The sequence below is a fragment of the Kocuria sp. CH-021 genome (assembly GCF_049716185.1).
Lineage (GTDB): Bacteria > Actinomycetota > Actinomycetes > Actinomycetales > Micrococcaceae > Kocuria > Kocuria cellulosilytica.
The window spans coordinates 63,387-84,216 of the sequence record NZ_JBNAFK010000008.1 but is presented as its reverse complement, the minus strand read 5'-3'; the positions used below and the strand labels follow the sequence as shown (position 1 = coordinate 84,216).

The window sequence follows — 20,830 nt, the reverse complement described above, 5'->3', positions numbered from 1 at the left end:
GCGGGTCAGCGGCGACGGCTGTCCCGCACCTGGACCCCCGGGTTCTGCCGGCGGACGTCGAAGAGCCCGGTGGCCTCGATGAGGTCGCTGAGCTTGCGGTACCCGTAGTTGCGGGAGTCGAAGGAGGCCTGGTTGCCGATCTGCTGGCCGACCGCGCCGAGGTGCGCCCAGCCGTCGTCGCCGCTGGCGGCGTCCACCGCGCTGCGCAGCATCCGGACCAGCCGCGCGTCCCCGCGCAGCGCCTGCTGCGGGGCGGCCGCCGGCGCCTCCCCGGGCTTCTCCTCGGCGGGTTCCCCCAGGCTCTCCGCGTAGGTGAACTGCGAGCAGGCGTTGATGAACGGTTCCGGGGTCTGCCGCTGGCCGAAGCCGTAGACCTTGTGCCCGTCCGTGAGGATCCGCATGACCAGCGGCGTGAAGTCGGCGTCGCTGGAGACGATCGCGAAGCCGTCGACCGATCCGGCGTAGAGGAGGTCCATGGCGTCGATCACCATGGCCATGTCCGAGGCGTTCTTGCCGGTGCTGTAGGCGAACTGCTGGATCGGGCGGATCGCGTACGCGTGCAGCACCGCCTCCCACTGCTGCAGGTGCGGGCTCTTCCAGTTGCCGTAGGCGCGCCGGACGTTCGCGGCGCCGTGGCGGGCCACCTCGGCGAGGACCACGTCGATCTTGGCCGCCGGGGCATTGTCGGCGTCGATGAGCAGGGCGATGCGCTTTTCGTCGGTGTTCACGCCTCGACTCTGCCACGGACGGGGTCCGGGCGTTCCCTGGGACGCGCGGCAGGACGACCTCGAGGACCCGCACGGGGTGCTCCGGAGCAGGGCGCACAGGACAAGGTGCTCCCGTGCAGGGGACTCAGGAGCAGAACGCTCACGAGCGGGGTGCTCAGGCGAGGGACAGGGCGAAGGACAGCGCGAAGCCCGACGCGGTGCTCAGGGCCACCGCCGGGCCGCCGTGCTCGTACGCCTCCGGCATCAGGGTGTCGGCCAGGGACGCGATCACGGCGCCGGCGGCGAAGGCCAGCGGCAGGGAGATCGTCTCGGGATCACTGCCGGCCAGCGGGCCGGCGCCGACCAGCACGGCCAGCACCAGGAGCACGCCGCAGACCGTCCAGAGCAGCACGGCCTTGCCCCGGGACATCCCCTGTTCGCGCATCGAGGCGGCGCCGACCAGGGACTCGGGCAGGTTGGACACGAAGATGGCCGCGAGCAGCGCCAGCCCGCCCGTCCCCTCGGTGAGGGAGACGCCCAGGGCCACGTTCTCGGGCACGCCGTCGAGGGTGACGGCGGCCAGCAGGGCGAGCCCGGCCCCGCCGCTCGCGGAGGCCGCCGTCGGCGCCTTCCGGTCCGCGGCGGCATCGGTGTCCAGCTTGGCGCTGCCCTCCTGCTTCTCGGCGTCCTCGGCCCGGGGGCCCGGCTGCGCCCAGCGGTCCAGGAGGGCGCTCAGAGCCGTGAAGACCACGGCGCCGGCGAACAGCCCGACGACGGCCAGCGGCAGGCCGCCGCGCTCGTAGGCGTCCTCGAACAGCTCGAAGGCCAGCGCGGTGATGAGGGCGCCGGCGGCGAAGGACAGCAGGATGGCGAGCACGCGCTTGGGCAGCTCGAAGCGCACTCCGACCAGCGCCCCGATGACGAGGGCGCTGGAGGCGACGATCCCGAAGAGCACGGTCTGGCCCATGACGGCAGTGTAGGAGCGAGACCCGGTTCTGCACCCACAATCCGGAAGGTTACTGATGGAGATGTCGGGGCACGGGAACTGACAGGGCCGGCACGACGACGACGACGACGGCCCGCCCGCCTCGGTGCGAGGTGGGCGGGCCGCCGCCGTGGTGCGGGGACGAGCCGCTCAGATGTTGAAGCCCAGGGCCCGCATCTGGTCGCGGCCGTCCTCGGTGATCCGCTCGGGACCCCACGGCGGCATCCAGACCCAGTTGACGCGCCACTCGTCCACCATCGGGTCGAGGTTCTGCGCGCACTGCTCCTCGATGACGTCCTGCAGCGGGCACGCGGCCGTGGTGAGGGTCATGTCGAGGATCAGGGCGCCGTCCTCGGCCCACTTGGAGCCGTAGAGCAGGCCCAGGTCCACGATGTTGACGCCGAGCTCGGGGTCGATGACGTTCTTGAGCGCCTCCTCGACCTCCTCGGCGGAGGGCCGGCCCGCGGCCGCGGGATCGGCGGTGGTCTCAGCAGGGGTGTCGGCCATCGCTGGCCTCCTTTCGAAAGCTGGTGGGTCGGCTCCGCCTACTTGGCCGGGGCCAGGTAGCGGTCGTAGCCCTCGTTCTCGAGCCGGTCGGCGAGCTCGGGACCGCCCTCGTCCACCACGCGGCCGTCGTGGAACACGTGCACGAACTGCGGCTTGATGTAGCGCAGGATGCGGGTGTAGTGGGTGATGAGCATGATGCCCATGTCGTTGGTCTCCAGGGCGCGGTTGACGCCCTCGGAGACGACCTTGAGCGCGTCCACGTCGAGGCCGGAGTCGGTCTCGTCCAGGAGGGCGATCTTCGGCTTGAGCAGCTCGAGCTGGAGGATCTCGTGGCGCTTCTTCTCGCCGCCGGAGAAGCCCTCGTTGACGTTGCGCTGGATCATGTCGGGGCTGATCTTCAGCTGCTCCATGGCCGCCTTGACGTCCTTGGTCCACGTGCGCAGGGAGGGGGCCTCCCCGTCGATCGCGGTCTTGGCCGTGCGCAGGAAGTTGGAGGTCGTCACGCCGGGGATCTCCACCGGGTACTGCATGGCCAGGAAGAGCCCGGCACGGGCGCGCTCGTCCACGGACATCTCCAGGACGTTCTCGCCGTCCAGGAGCACCTCGCCGGAGTCGACGACGTACTTGGGGTGGCCGGCGATGGTGGAGGCCAGCGTGGACTTGCCGGAGCCGTTGGGGCCCATGATGGCGTGGACCTCACCGGAGCGGATCGTGAGGTTCACGCCCTTGAGGATCGGCTTGGTGGTCTCGTCGTCGAGCACGACGGACGCGTGCAGGTCCTTGATCTCGAGAGTTGCCATGGATGGTTCTCCTGTGGTCGAAAAAGTCTGTGGTCGTAAAGGGTGCGGTGCGGGAGGGGGTCAGTAGTTCGCGGAGGCGAGCTCGTCCTGGACGGCCCCGCGCAGCCGCTCCTCGATGTCCGGGACACCGATCTGCTGGATGATCTCGAAGAGGAACCCGCGGACCACGAGCCGCCGCGCCTCGTCCTCGGGAATGCCGCGGGACATGAGGTAGTACAGGTGCTCGTCGTCCAGCTGACCCGTGGTGGAGGCGTGGCCGGCACCGGCGATCAGGCCGGTCTCGATCTCCAGGTTCGGCACGGAGTCCATCCGCGGACCGTCGTTGAGGATGAGGTTGCGGTTGAGCTCGTAGGTGTCGGTGCCCTCCGCGGTGGCGCGGATGAGGACGTCGCCGACCCACACCCCGTGCGCGTTCTCGCCCTGCAGCGCGGACTTGTAGGTCACCCGCGAGGTGCAGTTCGGCTGGGAGTGGTCCACGAACAGCCGGGACTCCAGGTGCTGGCCGGCGTCCACGAAGGTCAGCCCGTACATCTCCACGGAGCCGCCCGGGGCGTCGAACCGGGTGGAGGGGGTGACGCGCACCAGGTCGCCGCCCAGGGAGACGAGCACGTGCTTGAACGTGGCCGACTTCCCGAGGCGCGCCTGCTGGGAGGAGGCGTGCACGGCGTCGTCGTCCCACTCCTGGAGGGTCACCACGGTCAGGTTCGCGGAGTCGGCGACCCGGAACTCGACGTTCTGCGAGAGCACGGCGGAGCCGTGGTGGCGCAGGACCACGAGGGCCTTGGAGAACGGCTGGGCGTCGATCACGAGGTGCTGGGCGGCCGGGGCGGCGTCGGTGCCGTGGATGTCGACGACGACCGGCTCGGTCACCTCGGCCTCCTGCGGCACGGTCAGCACGGTGGCCTCGGCCACGCTGCTCCACGCGTTGGCGGAGAGCCGGTCCTCGGGGACGCCGGCGCTGCCGATGCGGGCGTCGTCGCGCCCCACGGTCTCGACGCGCACGGTGTCCGAGTCGACGGTCACCGCGGGCGCCGGGCCGGTGAGGGCGTCGGCGTGCAGTCCCTTGAGGCGCTTCAGCGGGGTGAACCGGAAGTCCTCCTCCTTGCCCGTGAGCTTCGGGAAGTCGGCGACGTCGTAGGACGTGCGCCGACCGGCACGGGAGGAGTCGGGCACGCCGGAGATGTCGCCGTGGGCGGTGTGCCGCACGAGCGTCTCGGTCTTCGAGTGCTCCGCGGAGAGCGTCTCGCCCTCCACGTCCATGCCCGGGATGGCGACGCGCGCGTCCCCGGTGGGGACCCCGTCGACCTTCTCGCCCAGGTTGTCGTAGGCGTCCTTGGCCGCGCCGACGGCCTTGTCGGCCACCGCGGTGGCCGCGGAGGCGGCGGCCTCCGTGGCGTTGCGAATCGTTTCGTTCAGCTTGGTCATGTCAGCCAACGGATCCTTCCATCTGCAGTTCGATGAGGCGGTTGAGTTCGAGCGCGTACTCCATGGGGAGTTCGCGGGCGATCGGCTCCACGAAGCCGCGCACGATCATCGCCATGGCCTCGTCCTCGGCCATCCCGCGCTGCATGAGGTAGAACAGCTGCTCCTCGGACACGCGCGAGACGGTGGCCTCGTGGCCCATGGTGACGTCGTCCTCGCGGATGTCGACGTACGGGTAGGTGTCGGAGCGGGAGATCGTGTCCACCAGCAGGGCGTCGCAGACCACGTTGGACTTCGAGCCCTTCGCGCCCTCGCGGACCTGCACGAGACCGCGGTAGGCGGCGCGGCCGCCGTTGCGGGCCACGGACTTCGAGACGATCGACGACGACGTGTTCGGGGCGATGTGCACCATCTTGGAACCGGTGTCCTGGTGCTGTCCCTCGCCGGCGAACGCGATCGAGAGGGTCTCGCCGCGGGCGTGCTCCCCGGTCATGTAGACGGCCGGGTACTTCTGGGTGACCTTCGAGCCGATGTTGCCGTCGATCCACTCCATGGTGGCGCCCTCGTGGGCGATCGCGCGCTTGGTCACGAGGTTGTACACGTTGTTCGACCAGTTCTGGATGGTCGTGTAGCGCACGCGGGCGTTCTTCTTGACGATGATCTCCACCACGGCGGAGTGCAGCGAGTCGGTCTTGTAGATCGGCGCGGTGCAGCCCTCGATGTAGTGGACGTAGGAGTCCTCGTCCGCGATGATCAGCGTCCGCTCGAACTGGCCCATGTTCTCCGTGTTGATCCGGAAGTAGGCCTGCAGCGGGATCTCGACGTGCACGCCCTTGGGGACGTAGACGAAGGAGCCGCCGGACCACACGGCCGTGTTCAGGGACGCGAACTTGTTGTCGCCCACGGGGATGACCGTGCCGAAGTACTCGGCGAAGATCTCCGGGTGCTCCTTGAGCGCGGTGTCGGTGTCGAGGAAGATGACGCCCTGTTCCTCCAGGTCCTCGCGGATCTGGTGGTAGACGACCTCGGACTCGTACTGGGCGGCGACGCCGGAGACGAGCCGGCCGCGCTCGGCCTCGGGGATGCCGAGCTTCTCGTAGGTGTTGCGGATGTCCTCGGGCAGGTCCTCCCAGGTGGCGGCCTGCTTCTCCGTGGAGCGCACGAAGTACTTGATGTTGTCGAAGTCGATGCCGGACAGGTCCGCGCCCCAGGTGGGCATGGGCTTGCGGTCGAAGAACTTCAGGCCCTTCAGCCGCAGGTCGGTCATCCACTGCGGTTCGCTCTTCTTCGCGGAGATGTCCCGGACGACGTCCTCGTCGACCCCGCGGCGCGCGGAGGCGCCGGCGACGTCGGAGTCGGCCCAGCCGTACTCGTAGGTGCCGATGCCCTCGAGCTCCGGGTTCTTCTCCAGGATGTCGGCGATGACAGTGTCGTTGCCGCTGGCGATCTGTTCAGTCATGACGGCCTTCCTCTGTTGTCTGGTCTGTGGTCTGGCCTGTGGTCGGGTCCGCGGGCGCCGCGGCGGGACGGGCGAGGGGCACGTGCGTGGTGCACACGTGCGCGCCGGCGGCCTGGGTGGAGAGCCGGCGCACGTCCGTGCCGAGCAGCCGGGCGATGAGCTCGGTCTCCAGCTCGCAGAACTGCGGGTAGCGGGCGGCCAGCTCCCGCACGGGGCAGTGCCCCTGGCACAGCTGCGCCGAGACGATGGTGCGGGACTCCCCGCGGCCGACGGCCACCTCGTTCGTGGAGGCCGCGAAGCCGTCCCGGCTGAGCAGCCGCACCAGGACGGGCAGGCGCTCGGCGACCTCGTCGCCGGCGGCCTCGACCTCGGGGCGGTAGGACGCCTCCAGCCGGTTCACCCGGTCCTGGATGAAGGAGCGCACGGCGTCGGGGCCCGCGATGCGGCGGATGGCCTCGAGCGCGTCGGTCGCGATCTCGAGGTAGTCGTCGCCGAGCTTGGCGTGGCCCTCGGGTGCGACGACGTAGCGGCGCGCCGGGCGCCCGGCGCCCCCGCTGGGGCGGCGGACCATGGTGACCTCGATGAAGTGCTGCTGCTCGAGGGCGTCCAGGTGGCGGCGCACCGCGGCGGGGGTCAGTTCGAGCATCTCGCCGAGGTCGGCGGCCGAGACCGGGCCGTGCTCGAGGACGGCACCGAGCACGCGCGAGCGGGTGTTCTCCTCCTGCTCCGCCCGCGGGCCGGAGCGGGTCCCGCTCCGGGCGTCCGTGGTCTGGGTCATGGGTGAACCGTTCGCTTCCTGATCGACGTGGAGGTCATCGAGGTCGAAAATGTCGAGCTGGGGATGTCGAGGTGGGAGTTCTCGTGGTGCAGCGTGCGACCCGGTCGGGGCGCTCTTAATACACAACCGGAGTATGTCGTAATTCATTCCGGCCTGACCAGTAAGTGGAGCCTTACCGGTCGGTCCGGCCAAATCACGACTTACTCATAATAACCTCCCGGGGCGGCGCGGCCAAGGGGGCGGATCCGCGGGCGCGCCGCACTACACTGGTCCGGTGCCCGCCCAGAGTCCCCCCGCGTCCTCGCCCGCACTGTCGATCGAGCGCCTCGTCAAGGAGTTCCCCGTCCGCCGCCGCCGCTCCCGGCGCCCCGGCGGGCCGGGGGCCACCCGCGCCGACGCGGTGCACGCCGTCAACGACCTCTCCCTCACGGCGCGGCACGGCGAGATCACGGCGCTGCTCGGGCCCAACGGGGCGGGCAAGACGACCACCCTGGAGTGCGCCCAGGGGCTGCAGCGGCCCTCGGCGGGCACGGTGCGGCTGCTGGGCCAGGACCCGTGGCGGGCCGGTCCCGACCTGCGCGCCCGGGTGGGCGTGATGCTCCAGGACGGCGGGCTCCCCCAGGCGGTGCGCCCGCTGGAGCTGCTGCGGCACGTGGCGTCCCTGTACCGCAGCCCCCGGGACATGGACGAGCTCGTGGAGCTGCTCGGCATCAACGGCTTCGACCGCACCGTGGTCCGCCGGCTCTCCGGCGGCCAGCGCCAGCGTGTGGCCCTGGCGGCGGCCCTGGCCGGGAACCCGGAGGTCCTCTTCCTCGACGAGCCCTCGGCGGGGATGGACCCGCAGTCCCGCAACATCGTCTTCGACCTCGTCCAGCAGCTGCGCCGCGAGGGCGTGTGCATCATCCTCACCACGCACCTCCTGGACGACGCCCAGCGCCTCGCCGACCAGGTCTACATCGTGGACCACGGCCGGGTCATGGCCCAGGGATCCGTGGCGGAGCTGGTCGCCCCCGGCGCCGACGCCCCCGCCGTGCTCGTGCTGACGCTGGCCCCCGAGCAGCTCGGCGCGGGACCGTTCCCGTGGGACGGCCCCGGCTTCGAGGACGTCCGCACCAGCCGCGCCGGCCGCACCGTGACGCTCACCGGCGCGCTCACTCCCCCGATGCTCGAGGCCGTGACCCGGTGGTTCACCACCACCGGCACGATGCCCGAGTCGCTGTCCCTCCAGCCGCGCACCCTCGAGGACGTCTTCCTCGACATCTCCGGACGGGAGATCCGATGACCGCACCCGCCCCGCCGACCGCCGCGCACCCGGCCCCCGCCTCCCTGACGCGCCGGGTGGCCGCGCAGGCCCGCTACGAGACCCTGGCGATGCTGCGCAACGGGGAGCAGCTGCTGCTGCTGCTGATCCTGCCGCTCATGGCGCTCGTGGCCCTGACGCTCACCGACCTGCTCGACGCCGCCGTCCCGGCCGGCGCGGCCCGCGTGGACGTCGCCGTGCCCGGCGTGCTGGCGCTGTGCGTGCTCTCCAACGCGTTCTCGGGGCAGGGCATCCAGACCGGCTTCGACCGCCGCTACGGGGTCCTGCGCTTCCTCTCCACCACTCCCCTGGGCCGCGGCGGACTGATCGCCGGGAAGCTGCTGGCGATCGTCGCCGTGCTCGTGGTGCAGTACGTGCTGGTGGCCGCGCTCGGCGTGGCCCTCGGCTGGCGCCCGGACGCGGCCGCCGTGCTCCTCTCCGTGCCGGTCCTGCTGCTCGGCGCCGCGGCGTTCACCGGGCTCGGGCTGCTGCTCGCCGGGACGGTGCGCGCCGAGGCGACGCTCGCCGTGACCAATCTCGTGTGGGTGCTGCTCGCCGCCGTCGGCGGCACCCTCTTCCCCGCCGGCACGCTGCCGGCGGGGTTCTCCTGGGCGGTGGAGCTGCTCCCCTCGGGCGCGCTGGGCACCGCCCTGCGCGAGACGTTCCTCACCGGGGCGCCCACGCCGCTGCCGGTGCTGGTGCTCGCCGTCTGGGCCGCCGCCGCCTGGGCCGGGGCGGTGCGCTGGTTCCGCTGGAGCTGAGCCGCCGGCCCCGGACCGGGCGCCCGGACCGCGGACCCGGCCGGCGGGACACGAGGGGCCGGGAGCCCGGATAAACTGGGCGGCGAGATCCCACCGCACCGACCCCGTCCGGAAGTGAATTCATGAACCGCGCCAGCGACCCCAGCGACGTCGACGTCCGTGCGAGCGGCAGCGTCCTGCTGCCGACCCGGATCACCCCGTGGGTGCGGTGGCTCGCCGTCGCGTCGCTGCTCGCGAACTCCGTGCTCATCCTCACCGGCGGGCTCGTGCGGCTGACCGGGTCGGGGCTGGGCTGTCCCACCTGGCCCCGGTGCACGGACGAGTCCTGGACGAACACCCCCGAGATGGGCATGCACGGCCTCATCGAGTTCGGCAACCGGCTGCTGACGTTCCTGCTGGCCGCCGTGGCGGTGCTGACGTTCCTGGCGGTGCTCCGGCTGCGCCACGAGCACCGCGACCTCTTCCGGATCGCCCTGCTGCTGGGACTCGGCATCCCGCTGCAGGCCGTGGTCGGCGGGATCACCGTGCTCACCGGGCTCAACCCCTGGATCGTGGGGATCCACTACCTGATCTCCGGGGCGATGATCGCCCTGGCCACCGTGCTGGTCAACCGCACCCGGCGGCGCTCGCTGCCCGCCGTGCGGGACGCGGAACGGCCCGGCCAGGCCTACGGGCAGCGCCGGACGGTGCGGGTGCTCATGGTGAGCCTGGCGGTGCTCAGCGCGCTGATCCTCTACCTGGGCACCCTCGTCACCGGCACCGGCCCGCACGCCGGGGACGACTCCACCGCCCGGCACGCCTTCGACGCGTACCTCATCACCCGGGCCCACGCGGTGCCGGTGTACCTGATCGTGGTGGCCGTGGTCCTGGGCATGGTGCTCGCCCGCCGGCACCGGTGGCCCGTCCCCCTGGCCTCGAGCCTCAACGGCCTGCTGGCCGTCCTGGTCCTGCAGGCGCTCATCGGCTACTACCAGTACTTCAACGGCGTGCCGATCGTGGCGGTGGCGCTGCATCTGGTGGGCTCCGCGGCGCTGATCTGGGCCACCGCGCGCACCGTGGAGAAGGGCTTCGCGGTCACCCGCACCCCGGACCCGGTGCTGCGGGGTGCGGACCCTGCCCGCTCTGCCGGGGCCCCGGCCCGCGGCTGAGGCCCGTCAGGCGCGCCCGTCAGACGCGCTCGTCGGGCGCCTCGTCGAGCAGCTCCTCGACCGCCTGGGCCAGGCGCTGCCGGCTGGCCGAGGGGATCGGCAGCAGGGGTCGCCGCGGCGGGGCCGTGGTGACACCGCACACCTCGGCGAGGGCGTAGAGAGAGCTCAGGGGCCGTTCCTGCCGGAGGATCTCCATCAGCGGGGTCAGCGCCGCCTGCCACGTGCGCACCTCGCCGTCGTCGCCCGCGACGACGGCGGCGCGGAAGGCGGCGTACTGGCGCGGCAGGACCGCGGCGATCCCGGAGTGCCAGGCCGCGGCGTCCGGCGCCGCCTCGTGCAGCAGCCGCTCCCCGCTCACCCCGTGGGCCGTCCCGGGCTCCGCGAGCTCGGCGAACCGGCTCCGGCGGGCGGCGAGGTCCTGCGGGGAGTCCGCGGTGTCCTTGAACGCGTTGACGTTCTCCAGCCAGGACAGCTCCGCGGCGAGCTCCACGGGGTACGTGAAGCCCGTCGTCGTCGGGTTGTTGTAGATGCACAGCGGCAGGGACACGGACGCCGCCACCGTCTCCACCTGATCCGCGATCTCCTGGGAGACGAGCGGGATGTAGGACAGCGGGTTGAGCACGAGCCCGTCCGCCCCGCCGTTCTCGGCGGCGTAGGCCATCTCCAGGACCTCCCGGGTGGTCATCGCGGAGATCCCCGCCCCCACCGGCACCCCGGAGCCGCGGGCGGCCTCCACGGCGACGCCCACGACCTCGGCCCGCTCCTCCCCGGAGAGGTAGGCGAAGCTGCCCGAGCTGCCCAGGACCACCACGGCGTCCACGCCCGTGCGGACCAGCCGGCCGACATAGCGCTCGAAGGACTCCAGGTCCAGGCGGCCGCCCTGCTGGAACGGGGTGATGGGGTAGGCGACGAGCCCGGTGAAGGTCATGCTGAGCATGAAACCATCCTAGGTCCGGCGGGTCCCCGGGCCGGACGGGGCCGCCCAGGGTCCGGCCGGACCCCGCGGGCTCAGAGGACGGGACCGCCCACGAACGGGTCCACGGCGAGGGCCAGGAACACGAAGGTGATGTAGGCGATGGAGCCGTGGAAGACGTACATGGCCTGCTTGTCCGTGGGCCGGCCGGCCACCGCCAGCGCGTGCAGCTTGTGGCTGTGGCCCACGAACCACGCGCCCGAGGCCAGCGCGGTCACCGCGTAGACCCAGCCGGCGCCGCCGACGGGGACCAGCAGCAGCGAGCACACCACCGTGGCCCACGCGTAGAGGACCACCTGGCTGCCCACGGTGCGGGCCCCGGCCACGGCGCCCAGCATCGGGACCCCGGCGCGGGAGTAGTCGTCGGCGTACTTCATGGACAGCGGCCAGTAGTGCGGCGGGGTCCACAGGAAGATGAAGAGGAACAGCACGAGCGCGGGCCAGTCGAGGCCGCCCGTGACCGCGGCCCACCCGATGAGCACCGGCATGCACCCCGCGACCCCGCCCCAGACGATGTTCTGGGCGGTGCGGCGCTTGAGCACGATCGAGTAGAAGACCGCGTAGAGGAAGATGGCCACCGCGCCCAGGACGCCGGCGAGCACGTTGACGCCGAGGGTGAGCCAGGCGACGGACACGGCCGTGAGCGACCACGCGAAGACGAGGGCCTCGCGGTCGGTGACCTCCCCGGTGACGAGCGGGCGCTTGGCCGTGCGCTTCATCACCCGGTCCTCCTCCCGGTCGATGTAGCAGTTGAAGGCGCCGGCCGCGCCCGCCGCGAGCGTGCCGCCCACGAGGGTGTTGAGGATGAGCCACAGGTTCGGCATGCCCTGCTGGGCGAAGATCATGGTCGGCACGGTGGCCACGAGCAGCAGCTCGATGATGCGCGGCTTCATCAGGGCCACGTACGCCCGCAGCTTGCGGGAGGCCGTCATCCGTCCCTCGGGGCGGGGGTCCACCGCCACACCCGTGTGCCCGGTGCCGAGGACGGTTCGTCCTGCGGGTCCCGACGTCTCGAGTGAGTTCACAGAATCATTGCTCCCGGTTGCGGTGGTTCTCCCCCGGCTCCGTGCGCGAGGACGGCCCGGAGTCGGTGCGTCGCCGGCACGAGGGTGCGGTCGGCGCGGCAGCTCGCGGGCGCGGAAGAAGGTCCTATACAGCATAGCGCGTGGCGGCGCCCGTTCCCGCTCCGGACATGACGGGAAGGGCGCCCCGGGACCCCCGGGGCCGGTGCCGTCGGTCACACGGCCGAAATGCGCGTGACCTAAGCTGGACCCAAACCGCCGGCCGGCAACCGGCACCCGCTGCGCACGGCAGCGGTTCCCAGCAGAAAGGGCCCCGAACCTTGACGACCGAACTCGATCAGAAGCTGACTTGGACCGAGCAGGACCAGCGTGCCGTGGACACGGTGCGGGTGCTGGCCGCGGACGCCGTGGAGAAGGTGGGCAACGGCCACCCGGGCACCGCGATGTCCCTGGCCCCGGCCGCGTACCTTTTGTTCCAGAAGGTGATGCGCCACGACCCGCGTGATGACCGGTGGACGGGCCGGGACCGGTTCATCCTCTCCCCCGGGCACACCTCCCTGACCCTGTACCTGCAGCTGTTCCTCTCCGGCTACGGGATGGAGCTCGAGGACATCAAGTCCCTGCGGACCTGGGGGTCCAAGACCCCGGGCCACCCGGAGTACCGGCACACCACCGGGGTGGAGATCACCACCGGCCCGCTGGGCCAGGGCCTGGCCTCGGCCGTGGGCTTCGCCTACGCCCAGCGCTACACCCGCGGGATGTTCGACCCCGACACCGCCGCCGGGGAGTCGGTCTTCGACCACATGGTCTACGTGATCGCCTCCGACGGCGACCTCCAGGAGGGGATCACCTCCGAGGCGTCCTCGCTGGCCGGGGTGCAGGAGCTGGGCAACCTCGTGGTGATCTACGACCAGAACCACATCTCCATCGAGGACGACACCGACGTGGCCTTCACCGAGGACGTCGCCGCCCGCTACGAGGCCTACGGCTGGCACGTGGCCCGGGTGGACTGGACGAAGACCGGGGACTACGTCGAGGACGTCGAGGAGCTCTACGCCGCGATCCGCGCCGCCAAGGCCGAGACCACCAAGCCCTCGCTGATCGCCCTGCGCACCATCATCGGGTACCCCGCACCGAAGAAGCAGAACACCGGGGGGATCCACGGCTCCAAGCTCGGGGCCGAGGAGGTCGCGGCGACCAAGAAGATCCTCGGCTTCGACCCCGAGGCCTCCTTCGAGGTCGCCGACGAGGTCCTCGCCCACACCCGCTCCATCCAGGACACGATGGGCGAGGTCCGGGCGCAGTGGGAGCAGGACTTCCAGGCCTGGCGGGAGGCCAACCCCGACCGGGCGGAGCTCTACGACCGGATCCGCGCCGAGGAGCTGCCCGAGAACTATGCGGAGGCCTTCCCGACCTTCGAGGCCGGCAAGGACGTGGCCACCCGCTCGGCCTCCGGCAAGGTGATCAACGCCATCGCCGAGACCTTCCCCGAGCTGTGGGGCGGCTCCGCGGATCTGGCCGGGTCCAACAACACCACCATCGAGTCCGCGGCCTCCTTCATCCCCGCCGCCCGCTCCACCGAGAAGTGGACCGGCAACCCCTACGGGCGGGTGCTGCACTTCGGGATCCGTGAGCACGCCGCGGCGGCGATCGTCAACGGCATCACCATGTCCTCGCAGACCCGGGCGTTCTCCGGGACGTTCCTGATCTTCTCCGACTACCAGCGCCCGGCCGTGCGCCTGGGCGCGCTGATGAAGGTCCCCTCGATCTACGTGTGGACCCACGACTCCATCGGCCTGGGCGAGGACGGGCCCACCCACCAGCCGGTGGAGCAGCTGTCCTCCCTGCGCGCCATCCCCGGCCTGGACGTGGTCCGCCCGGCCGACGCCAACGAGGTCGCGGTTGCCTGGCGGACGATGCTGGAGAACCGGCACGGCCCGGCCGGGATCGCCCTGACCCGCCAGAACGTGCCCACCTTCGCCCGCACCGACCTGCACCCGGACGCGGAGGGCGAGAAGTTCGCCTCCGCCGAGGGTGTGGCCCGCGGCGGCTACGTCCTGGCCGACACCGAGTCCACCCCGGACGTGATCCTCATCGGCACCGGCTCCGAGGTCGCCCTGGCCGTGGAAGCCCGGAACCAGCTCGCCGCCCAGGGCGTGGCCGCCCGGGTCGTGTCCATGCCCTGCCGGGAGTGGTTCGACGCCCAGGACGCCGACTACCGCGAGTCCGTGCTCCCGGCCGAGGTCCGGGCCCGGGTGTCCGTGGAGGCCGGGATCGCCATGTCCTGGCGCGACCTGATCGGCGACGCCGGCCGAGCCGTGTCCCTGGAGCACTTCGGGGAGTCCGCCGACTACGAGACCCTCTACCGCGAGTTCGGCATCACGGCCGAGGCCGTCACCGCCGCCGCCCAGGAGTCCCTCGCCGCGGCGCGGACCTCCACCCCGGCGAGCCGCTGAGCAGCGGCGCGCACCGACCGACCATTTTCCCCGAGCACCTTTCTCCGAGCACCTTTCTCCGAGCACGAGGACTGACACGCACATGACCACTCCCACCCAGAAGCTCTCCGACGCCGGCGTCTCGATCTGGCTCGACGACCTCTCCCGCGAACGCCTGACCTCCGGCGGGCTGCAGCAGCTGATCGACGAGAAGAACGTGGTCGGCGTGACCACGAACCCCACGATCTTCGCCGCCGCCCTGGCCAAGCACGACGCCTACGAGGCCCAGGTCAAGGAGCTCGCCGCCGCCGGAACCGACGTGGACGAGGCCGTGCTGGCCATCACCACCGATGACGTCCGCGCGGCCTGCGACCTCTTCGCCCCGATCGCCGAGACCACCCAGGGCGTGGACGGGCGGGTGTCCATCGAGGTGGACCCGCGCCTGGCCCAGGACGCCGACGCCACCTCCGCCATGGCCCAGCGCCTGTCCCAGACCATCGACCGGGACAACGCGCTGATCAAGATTCCGGCCACCGAGGCGGGCCTGCCCTCGATCACCGCGACCATCGCCGAGGGGATCTCCGTCAACGTGACGCTGATCTTCTCCCTCGAGCGCTACCGCGCGGTCATCAACGCCTACCAGCTGGGCCTGGAGCAGGCCCTGGAGAACGGCAAGGACCTGGCCGGGATCCACTCCGTGGCCTCCTTCTTCGTCTCCCGGGTGGACTCCGAGGTCGACAAGCGCCTCGACGCGATCGGCACCGACGAGGCCAAGGCGCTCAAGAGCCAGGCCGGGCTGGCCAACGCCCGCCTCGCCTACCAGATCCACGAACAGTCCCTGGACACCGAGCGCTGGGAGCGGCTGGCCGCGGCCGGGGCGAACCCGCAGCGCCCGCTGTGGGCCTCCACCGGGGTGAAGGACCCGTCCCTGCCGGACACCCTGTACGTGACCGGGCTGGTGGCCCCCAACACGGTCAACACCATGCCGGAGAAGACCCTCGAGGCCACCTTCGACCACGCCGAGGTCACCGGGGACACCGTCACCGGCGCCTACGCGGAGTCCAACGAGCTCCTGGACAAGATCGCCGGCGTGGGGATCTCCTACGACGAGGTCGTCGAGAAGCTCGAGGCGGAGGGGCTCACCAAGTTCGAGGACTCCTGGGCGGAGCTGCTCGACACCGTGCGCGCCGCCCTCGACGGCGCCCGCTGAGCCCGCCCGTCCCGACCCGAGTTCCGTCCGTGCTGCCCGACCCGAAGGAGAACCCATGAGCTCCCTGTCCGTCCAGACCTCCGGCGCGGCCCGCGAGGCCGTCGACCGGCACGTGCCCGCGCTGGTGGGCGACAGGTTCGCCTCCAAGCTCTTCGCCCAGGATCCCACCCTGTGGGGTCCCGCGGCCGAGGACGAGTCCGCCAAGCGGCTGGGCTGGGTGGAGGCGGCGGAGGTCTCCCGCCCGCTGGTCGCCGAGATCGTCGCCCTGCGCGAGGAGTTCGCGGCCGAGGGGGTGGACCGGTTCGTGCTCGCGGGCATGGGAGGCTCCTCCCTCGCCCCCGAGGTGATCACCCGCACCGCGGGCGTGGAGCTGTTCGTGCTCGACTCCACGGACCCGGAGATGGTGGCCGCGGCCCTCGCCGACCGCCTCGAGCGGACCGCGATCGTGGTCTCCTCCAAGTCCGGCTCCACCGTGGAGACCGACTCGGCGCGCCGGGTCTTCGCCCGGGCGTTCGAGGACGCGGGCATCGACGCCGCCTCGCGCATCGTGGTGGTGACCGACCCCGGCTCGCCCATGGAGGCGTCCGCCCGGGAGGCCGGCTACCGCCGGGTCTTCACCGCCGACCCGACCGTGGGCGGGCGCTTCTCCGCGCTCACCGCCTTCGGCCTGGTCCCCTCCGGCCTGGCCGGGGTGGACGTCGGGGCCCTGCTCGACGACGCCGACGAGGCCGGCGAGGTGCTGCGCGAGGACGCCGAGGACAACCCCGGCCTGCACCTGGGCGCGGCGCTCGGCGGGACGCAGCCCCTGCGGAACAAGCTCGTGTTCCGGGACCTGGGCTCCGGGATCGCCGGGTTCGCCGACTGGGCGGAGCAGCTGATCGCGGAGTCCACCGGCAAGGAGGGCAAGGGCGTGCTGCCCGTCGTCGTCGGCGCCGGGGACGCCCCCGAGGCCTCCGCGGGCGCGGCCGACGTCCTGGTCGTGGAGCTCGTGGGCGTCGACGAGGAGGACGCCCCGGAGGGCGACGTGGTGCGGGTCTCGGGCTCGCTCGGCGCCCAGCTCATGCTGTGGGAGGTCGCCACGGCGGCGGCCGGGCGGCTGCTCGGCATCAACCCCTACGACCAGCCCGACGTGGAGTCCGCCAAGAACGCCACCCGGGCCCTGCTCGAGGACAAGCCGCAGCCCACCGCCGCGGACGTCGTGGACGGGCCCGTGGAGATCCGCGGGGCGCAGGACCTGCTCGACGGCACGCGCACGGTGGAGGACGCCCTGGCCAAGCTGCTCGCGCAGCTGCCGGAGACGGGCTACCTGTCCGTCCAGGCGTACTTCGACCGGCTCGCGTGGGCGGACCTGGAGGGCATCCGCCCGGTCCTGGCCCGCGCCACCGGCCGCCCCGTGACGTTCGGCTGGGGCCCGCGGTTCCTGCACTCCACCGGCCAGTACCACAAGGGCGGGCCGGCGGAGGGCGTGTACCTGCAGATCACCGCCGCCTCGGAGACGGACCTCGACATCCCGGACAGCCCGTTCAGCTTCGGCGAGCTCATCTCGGCCCAGGCCGACGGGGACGCGCAGGTCCTCGCCGACCACGGGCGGCCCGTGCTGCGGCTGCGGCTCTCCGACCGCGCCGCCGGCGTGGCCCGGCTGCGGGAGGCCGTCGAGGCCCTCGGCCGCTGAACCGGTCGGGGCGACCCGACCGCTGTCCTAGACTGGGAGCACGCCACGGTCGGCGCGGGATCCCCCGCGCCGACCGTTGTGCGTGCAGGCCCCCGTGGGTGCCGCGGCCCCGCACGAACGTGAAGGAGTTCCGTTGCCAGACAACAACGCCCGCAATCCCCTGCGGGACCCGAGGGACAGGCGGCTCGTCCGGGTCGCCGCCCCGTCGGCGCTCGTGCTCTTCGGCGTGACGGGAGACCTCGCGAAGAAGAAGCTGCTGCCGGCGATGTACGACCTCGTCAACCGCGGGCTGCTGCCGCCGTCCTTCGCGCTCGTCGGCTTCGGCCGCCGCGACTGGTCGCACGAGCAGTTCCGGGAGGTGGTGCGCGAGTCCGTCGAGGCCCACGCCCGCACCCCGTTCCAGGAGGACGTGTGGCGCCAGTTCGCCTCCGGCGTCCGGTTCGTGCGCGGGGAGTTCGACGAGGACAAGGCCTACGAGGCGCTCAAGTCGACGCTCAAGGAGCTCGACGTGCACTCGGGGACGCGCGGCAACCACGCGTTCTACCTCTCGATCCCGCCCAAGGCCTTCGAGACCGTCTGCCAGCAGCTCGCCGACCACGGCCTTGCCCAGCACGAGAACGCCTCGGGCTGGCGTCGCGTGGTCATCGAGAAGCCCTTCGGCCACGACCTCGAGTCCGCGGCGGAGCTCAACGCCATCGTCGAGCGGGTGTTCCCGGCGGACTCCGTCTTCCGGATCGACCACTACCTGGGCAAGGAGACGGTGCAGAACATCCTGGCGCTGCGCTTCGCGAACCAGATGTTCGAGCCCCTGTGGAACGCCCAGTTCGTGGACCACGTGCAGATCACCATGGCCGAGGACATCGGCATCGGCTCCCGCGCCGGCTACTACGACGGCGTGGGGGCGGCCCGCGACGTGATCCAGAACCACCTGCTGCAGCTGCTGGCCCTCACCGCCATGGAGGAGCCGCTGTCCTTCGAGGCCCACCACATGCGCGCGGAGAAGGCCAAGGTGCTGGCCTCCGTGGTCGTCCCCGAGGACCTGGCGGCGCACTCCTCGCTCGGCCAGTACGGGTCCGGGCTGCAGGGCGGCGAGCGGGTGCGCGCCTTCCTCGAGGAGCAGGACATCCCCGCCGACTCCCGGACGGAGACCTACGCGGCGCTGCGCCTGGACATCAACAACCGCCGGTGGGCGGGCGTGCCGTTCTACCTGCGGGCCGGCAAGCGCCTGGGCCGGCGGGTCACCGAGATCGCGGTGCAGTTCAAGAACTCGCCCAACCTGCTGTTCGGGGACAACGGCCACGAGGACCTCGGGCAGAACGTCATCGTGATCCGGATCCAGCCCGACGAGGGCGTGACCATCCGGCTGGGCTCCAAGGTGCCCGGGACGCAGTCGGAGATCCGGGACGTGACCATGGACTTCGGCTACGGCCACTCGTTCACCGAGTCCAGCCCGGAGGCCTACGAGCGCCTGATCCTCGACGTGCTGCTCGGGGAGCCACCGCTGTTCCCGGACCACGAGGAGGTCGAGCTGTCCTGGCGGATCCTCGACCCCTTCGAGGAGTGCTGGGAGCAGCAGCAGATCATGCCGGAGCCGTACGCGCCGGGGTCCTGGGGACCCGCCGGCGCCGACGAGCTGCTGGCCCGCGACGGACGCGTCTGGAGGCGACCGTGATCGTTTCGATGGAGAACACCACCACCTCGGCCATCGACAAGAAGCTCAACCAGCTGCGGGACCAGCACGGCGTCGTGACGCTCGGCCGGGTCCTCACGCTGGTGATCCTCGCCCAGGCCGGGCACTCCGAGGCGGCGCTGGAGGCCGCGAACTTCGCGAGCCACGAGCACCCGTGCCGGATCCTCGTGCACGTCTCGCACTCCCAGGCCGAGAGCACCCGGCTCGACGCCCAGCTGCGCATGGGCGGTGACGCGGGCGCCTCCGAGGTCATCGTGCTGCACGGCTACGGCGAGCTCGCCGAGCCCACGGAGACCCTGTTCTCGGCGCTGCTGCTGCCGGACGCGCCGATCGTCGCGTGGTGGCCGCACGAGGTGCCGCCGCCCTCGCCGCACACCTCGTCGATCGCCCGGATCGCCCACCGGCGGATCACGGACGCCGCGCGCAGCGACGACGCCTTCGAGACGCTCGCGGAGCTCAGCGACCGCTACGTCCCCGGCGACACGGACCTCGCGTGGACGAGGGTGACGAACTGGCGGATCCAGCTGGCGGCGGTCCTGGACCAGGCGGAGCCCGCGCCCGTGCGCGAGGTCGTCGTCGAGGGCTCGGGCCGCTCCCCCAGCGTGGTGCTGCTCGGCATCTGGCTGGGCACCCGGCTCGACGCCGAGGTGACGTTCGTCAACAACGCCGGGCCGCGCCGCCTGGACCGGGTCACCCTGGTCCGGGACGACGGCGAGATCGTGCTCGAGCGCCCGGGCCGGACCGTGGCGATGCTGCGGCAGCCCGGTCAGCCGGACCAGCAGATCGCCATGCCCGTGCGGGACCTCAACGCCTGCGTCGCCGAGGAGCTCCGCCGGCTGGACCCGGACGAGGTCTACGGCGAGGTCATCACCAGCGGGCTGCGGGACGTGCGCGTCGCACAGGTGGTCGACACCACCGGTGAGCACACCCCCGGCGCCGCACGGTTCCTGGCCGCCCACGGCGGAGGCCGCCCGGCCCTCGACCGGCCGCAGCCGCCGGCGCTCGAGGACGCCGCCGGCACGGTCGCCGAGCTGACCGGGGCCGCCGAGGCCCCGCCGGCCGATCCTTCCGTCCCGGCCTCCGGGGAGGAGCGCGCATGAGCGCCGAGCTGGAGACCGTCGCCCACCCGGACAAGGAGTCGCTCGCCGCGGACACCGCGGAGCGGGTCCTGGACGTGCTCGTCGAGGCGCAGGAGGAGCGGGGCGAGGCGGGCCTCGTGCTCACCGGAGGGAGCATGGGCGGCGCGGTGCTCGCGGCCCTCGCCGCCTCCCCGCGCCGGGGCGAGGTCGACTGGTCGCGCGTCGACGTGTGGTGGTCCGACGAGCGCTTCGTGGCCGAGGACAGCCCGGAGCGCAACTTCGTGCAGGCCGTCGGGGCCGTGGGCGGGGCGCTGGGCCTGAACCCGGACCGGGTGCACCCCGTGGGCAGCACGGACGACTTCGGCACCGCCGAGGACGCCGCGTTCGACTACCGGCGCGAGCTCGCGGCCGCGGCCGACGCGCAGCACCGGACGGAGCCCTTCCCGCGCTTCGACCTCTGCCTGCTGGGCCTGGGCCCCGACGGCCACGTGGCCTCCCTGTTCCCGGGGTTGCCGCACGTGCACGAGCAGGACGCCACCGTGCTGGGGGTGCACGACTCCCCCAAGCCCCCGCCGGAGCGGGTGACCATGACGCTGCCGATGATCAACGCCGCGCAGCGGGTCTGGTTCCTCGTGGCCGGCGCGGACAAGGCCGCGGCGGTCGCGGCCGTCCGCGGCGGCGCCCCGCTCGAGCGCACGCCCGGCGCCGGGGTGCGCGGGACCGAGGAGACGCTGCTGCTCGTCACGCGGGACGCCCTCGACGGCTGACCGGGCCGGATCCGGTCGGGGGCCGCCGAGGGGCCGCCCTCCGACGCGGACGACCCCGGGTTCCTCCCGGAGGCCGTGGCCTCCGGGAGGAACCCGGGGTCGTCCGGTGACGCGG

At 72.2% G+C, this 20,830-nt stretch carries 18 protein-coding genes; 9 read left to right on the top strand and 9 right to left on the bottom strand.

The genetic code is table 11. The features are described from left to right. Window positions 1-5: 5 nt before the first annotated feature. The 7 genes from ACPYN7_RS07915 to ACPYN7_RS07885 form a co-directional block, all read right to left on the bottom strand. Complete coding sequence (locus ACPYN7_RS07915) at window positions 6-728, bottom strand: NYN domain-containing protein (RefSeq protein WP_424347274.1); 723 nt, start codon at window positions 726-728, stop codon at window positions 6-8. Between the two features lie 154 nt (window positions 729-882). Further along, a complete protein-coding gene (locus ACPYN7_RS07910; protein WP_058875045.1) occupies window positions 883-1,674 on the bottom strand; it encodes a ZIP family metal transporter in 792 nt (263 codons plus the stop codon). 168 nt (window positions 1,675-1,842) lie between these two features. Beyond that, window positions 1,843-2,199, bottom strand: coding sequence for a metal-sulfur cluster assembly factor (locus tag ACPYN7_RS07905; RefSeq protein WP_058874544.1), 357 nt, complete (start codon window positions 2,197-2,199; stop codon window positions 1,843-1,845). A gap of 38 nt (window positions 2,200-2,237) precedes the next feature. Next, complete coding sequence (sufC, locus tag ACPYN7_RS07900) at window positions 2,238-2,999, bottom strand: Fe-S cluster assembly ATPase SufC (protein ID WP_058874543.1); 762 nt, start codon at window positions 2,997-2,999, stop codon at window positions 2,238-2,240. A 60-nt stretch (window positions 3,000-3,059) separates the two neighbouring features. Next, on the bottom strand, window positions 3,060-4,259 hold the full coding sequence (gene sufD, locus ACPYN7_RS07895) for a Fe-S cluster assembly protein SufD (protein ID WP_058874555.1): 1,200 nt from the start codon (window positions 4,257-4,259) through the stop codon (window positions 3,060-3,062). Between the two features lie 166 nt (window positions 4,260-4,425). Then, entirely contained in the window at window positions 4,426-5,880 is a 1,455-nt protein-coding gene (sufB, locus tag ACPYN7_RS07890; protein ID WP_368825465.1) for a Fe-S cluster assembly protein SufB, read from the bottom strand. Beyond that, window positions 5,873-6,658, bottom strand: a complete 786-nt coding sequence (locus tag ACPYN7_RS07885; RefSeq protein WP_424347273.1) for a helix-turn-helix transcriptional regulator — start codon at window positions 6,656-6,658, stop codon at window positions 5,873-5,875. Before ACPYN7_RS07885 ends, sufB begins: the two co-directional genes overlap by 8 nt. A gap of 274 nt (window positions 6,659-6,932) precedes the next feature. Between ACPYN7_RS07885 and ACPYN7_RS07880 the strand changes: the two genes are divergently transcribed. The 3 genes from ACPYN7_RS07880 (at window position 6,933) to ACPYN7_RS07870 (ending at window position 9,867) form a co-directional block, all read left to right on the top strand. Beyond that, window positions 6,933-7,940, top strand: a complete 1,008-nt coding sequence (locus ACPYN7_RS07880) for an ABC transporter ATP-binding protein (RefSeq protein ID WP_424347272.1) — start codon at window positions 6,933-6,935, stop codon at window positions 7,938-7,940. Then, complete coding sequence (locus ACPYN7_RS07875; RefSeq protein WP_424347271.1) at window positions 7,937-8,719, top strand: ABC transporter permease; 783 nt, start codon at window positions 7,937-7,939, stop codon at window positions 8,717-8,719. Before ACPYN7_RS07880 ends, ACPYN7_RS07875 begins: the two co-directional genes overlap by 4 nt. 122 nt (window positions 8,720-8,841) lie before the next feature. After that, window positions 8,842-9,867: a COX15/CtaA family protein gene (locus tag ACPYN7_RS07870; protein ID WP_424347270.1), complete on the top strand. Its 1,026-nt coding sequence runs from the start codon at window positions 8,842-8,844 to the stop codon at window positions 9,865-9,867. Between the two features lie 19 nt (window positions 9,868-9,886). Here ACPYN7_RS07870 and ACPYN7_RS07865 read toward each other — a convergent pair whose 3' ends face one another. Next, window positions 9,887-10,804, bottom strand: a complete 918-nt coding sequence (locus ACPYN7_RS07865; protein ID WP_424347269.1) for a dihydrodipicolinate synthase family protein — start codon at window positions 10,802-10,804, stop codon at window positions 9,887-9,889. A gap of 71 nt (window positions 10,805-10,875) precedes the next feature. Beyond that, complete coding sequence (locus ACPYN7_RS07860) at window positions 10,876-11,772, bottom strand: heme o synthase (RefSeq protein WP_058874554.1); 897 nt, start codon at window positions 11,770-11,772, stop codon at window positions 10,876-10,878. Between the two features lie 410 nt (window positions 11,773-12,182). Between ACPYN7_RS07860 and tkt the strand changes: the two genes are divergently transcribed. The 6 genes from tkt (at window position 12,183) to pgl (ending at window position 20,715) form a co-directional block, all read left to right on the top strand. Beyond that, window positions 12,183-14,318 (top strand): transketolase, encoded by a 2,136-nt coding sequence (gene tkt / locus ACPYN7_RS07855; RefSeq protein ID WP_424347268.1) that lies wholly within the window; start codon window positions 12,183-12,185, stop codon window positions 14,316-14,318. Window positions 14,319-14,400: 82 nt separating this feature from the next. Further along, window positions 14,401-15,507 carry a transaldolase gene (gene tal / locus ACPYN7_RS07850; protein WP_424347267.1) on the top strand — a complete coding sequence of 369 codons (1,107 nt, stop codon included), beginning with the start codon at window positions 14,401-14,403 and terminating at the stop codon, window positions 15,505-15,507. Window positions 15,508-15,562: 55 nt separating this feature from the next. Continuing rightward, the gene (locus ACPYN7_RS07845; RefSeq protein ID WP_424347266.1) at window positions 15,563-17,179 is read left to right on the top strand and encodes a glucose-6-phosphate isomerase; all 1,617 of its coding nucleotides are present in this window, start codon (window positions 15,563-15,565) and stop codon (window positions 17,177-17,179) included. Between the two features lie 160 nt (window positions 17,180-17,339). After that, a complete protein-coding gene (gene zwf / locus ACPYN7_RS07840) occupies window positions 17,340-18,851 on the top strand; it encodes a glucose-6-phosphate dehydrogenase (protein WP_424347345.1) in 1,512 nt (503 codons plus the stop codon). Beyond that, a complete protein-coding gene (locus tag ACPYN7_RS07835; protein WP_424347265.1) occupies window positions 18,848-19,969 on the top strand; it encodes a glucose-6-phosphate dehydrogenase assembly protein OpcA in 1,122 nt (373 codons plus the stop codon). Before zwf ends, ACPYN7_RS07835 begins: the two co-directional genes overlap by 4 nt. After that, window positions 19,966-20,715: a 6-phosphogluconolactonase gene (gene pgl / locus ACPYN7_RS07830; RefSeq protein WP_424347264.1), complete on the top strand. Its 750-nt coding sequence runs from the start codon at window positions 19,966-19,968 to the stop codon at window positions 20,713-20,715. The genes ACPYN7_RS07835 and pgl overlap by 4 nt, the downstream gene beginning before the upstream one ends. The last annotated feature ends 115 nt before the right edge of the window (window positions 20,716-20,830 follow it).

Coding starts and splice junctions, on each gene's coding strand:
- sufD (WP_058874555.1), bottom strand. CDS start 4,259: ATGGACGTGGAGGGCGAGACGCTCTCCGCGGAGCACTCGAAGACCGAG.
- ACPYN7_RS07910 (WP_058875045.1), bottom strand. CDS start 1,674: ATGGGCCAGACCGTGCTCTTCGGGATCGTCGCCTCCAGCGCCCTCGTC.
- ACPYN7_RS07870 (WP_424347270.1), top strand. CDS start 8,842: ATGAACCGCGCCAGCGACCCCAGCGACGTCGACGTCCGTGCGAGCGGC.
- pgl (WP_424347264.1), top strand. CDS start 19,966: ATGAGCGCCGAGCTGGAGACCGTCGCCCACCCGGACAAGGAGTCGCTC.
- ACPYN7_RS07865 (WP_424347269.1), bottom strand. CDS start 10,804: ATGCTCAGCATGACCTTCACCGGGCTCGTCGCCTACCCCATCACCCCG.
- ACPYN7_RS07860 (WP_058874554.1), bottom strand. CDS start 11,772: ATGACGGCCTCCCGCAAGCTGCGGGCGTACGTGGCCCTGATGAAGCCG.
- ACPYN7_RS07845 (WP_424347266.1), top strand. CDS start 15,563: ATGAGCTCCCTGTCCGTCCAGACCTCCGGCGCGGCCCGCGAGGCCGTC.
- tal (WP_424347267.1), top strand. CDS start 14,401: ATGACCACTCCCACCCAGAAGCTCTCCGACGCCGGCGTCTCGATCTGG.
- sufC (WP_058874543.1), bottom strand. CDS start 2,999: ATGGCAACTCTCGAGATCAAGGACCTGCACGCGTCCGTCGTGCTCGAC.
- ACPYN7_RS07905 (WP_058874544.1), bottom strand. CDS start 2,199: ATGGCCGACACCCCTGCTGAGACCACCGCCGATCCCGCGGCCGCGGGC.
- ACPYN7_RS07885 (WP_424347273.1), bottom strand. CDS start 6,658: ATGACCCAGACCACGGACGCCCGGAGCGGGACCCGCTCCGGCCCGCGG.
- sufB (WP_368825465.1), bottom strand. CDS start 5,880: ATGACTGAACAGATCGCCAGCGGCAACGACACTGTCATCGCCGACATC.
- ACPYN7_RS07875 (WP_424347271.1), top strand. CDS start 7,937: ATGACCGCACCCGCCCCGCCGACCGCCGCGCACCCGGCCCCCGCCTCC.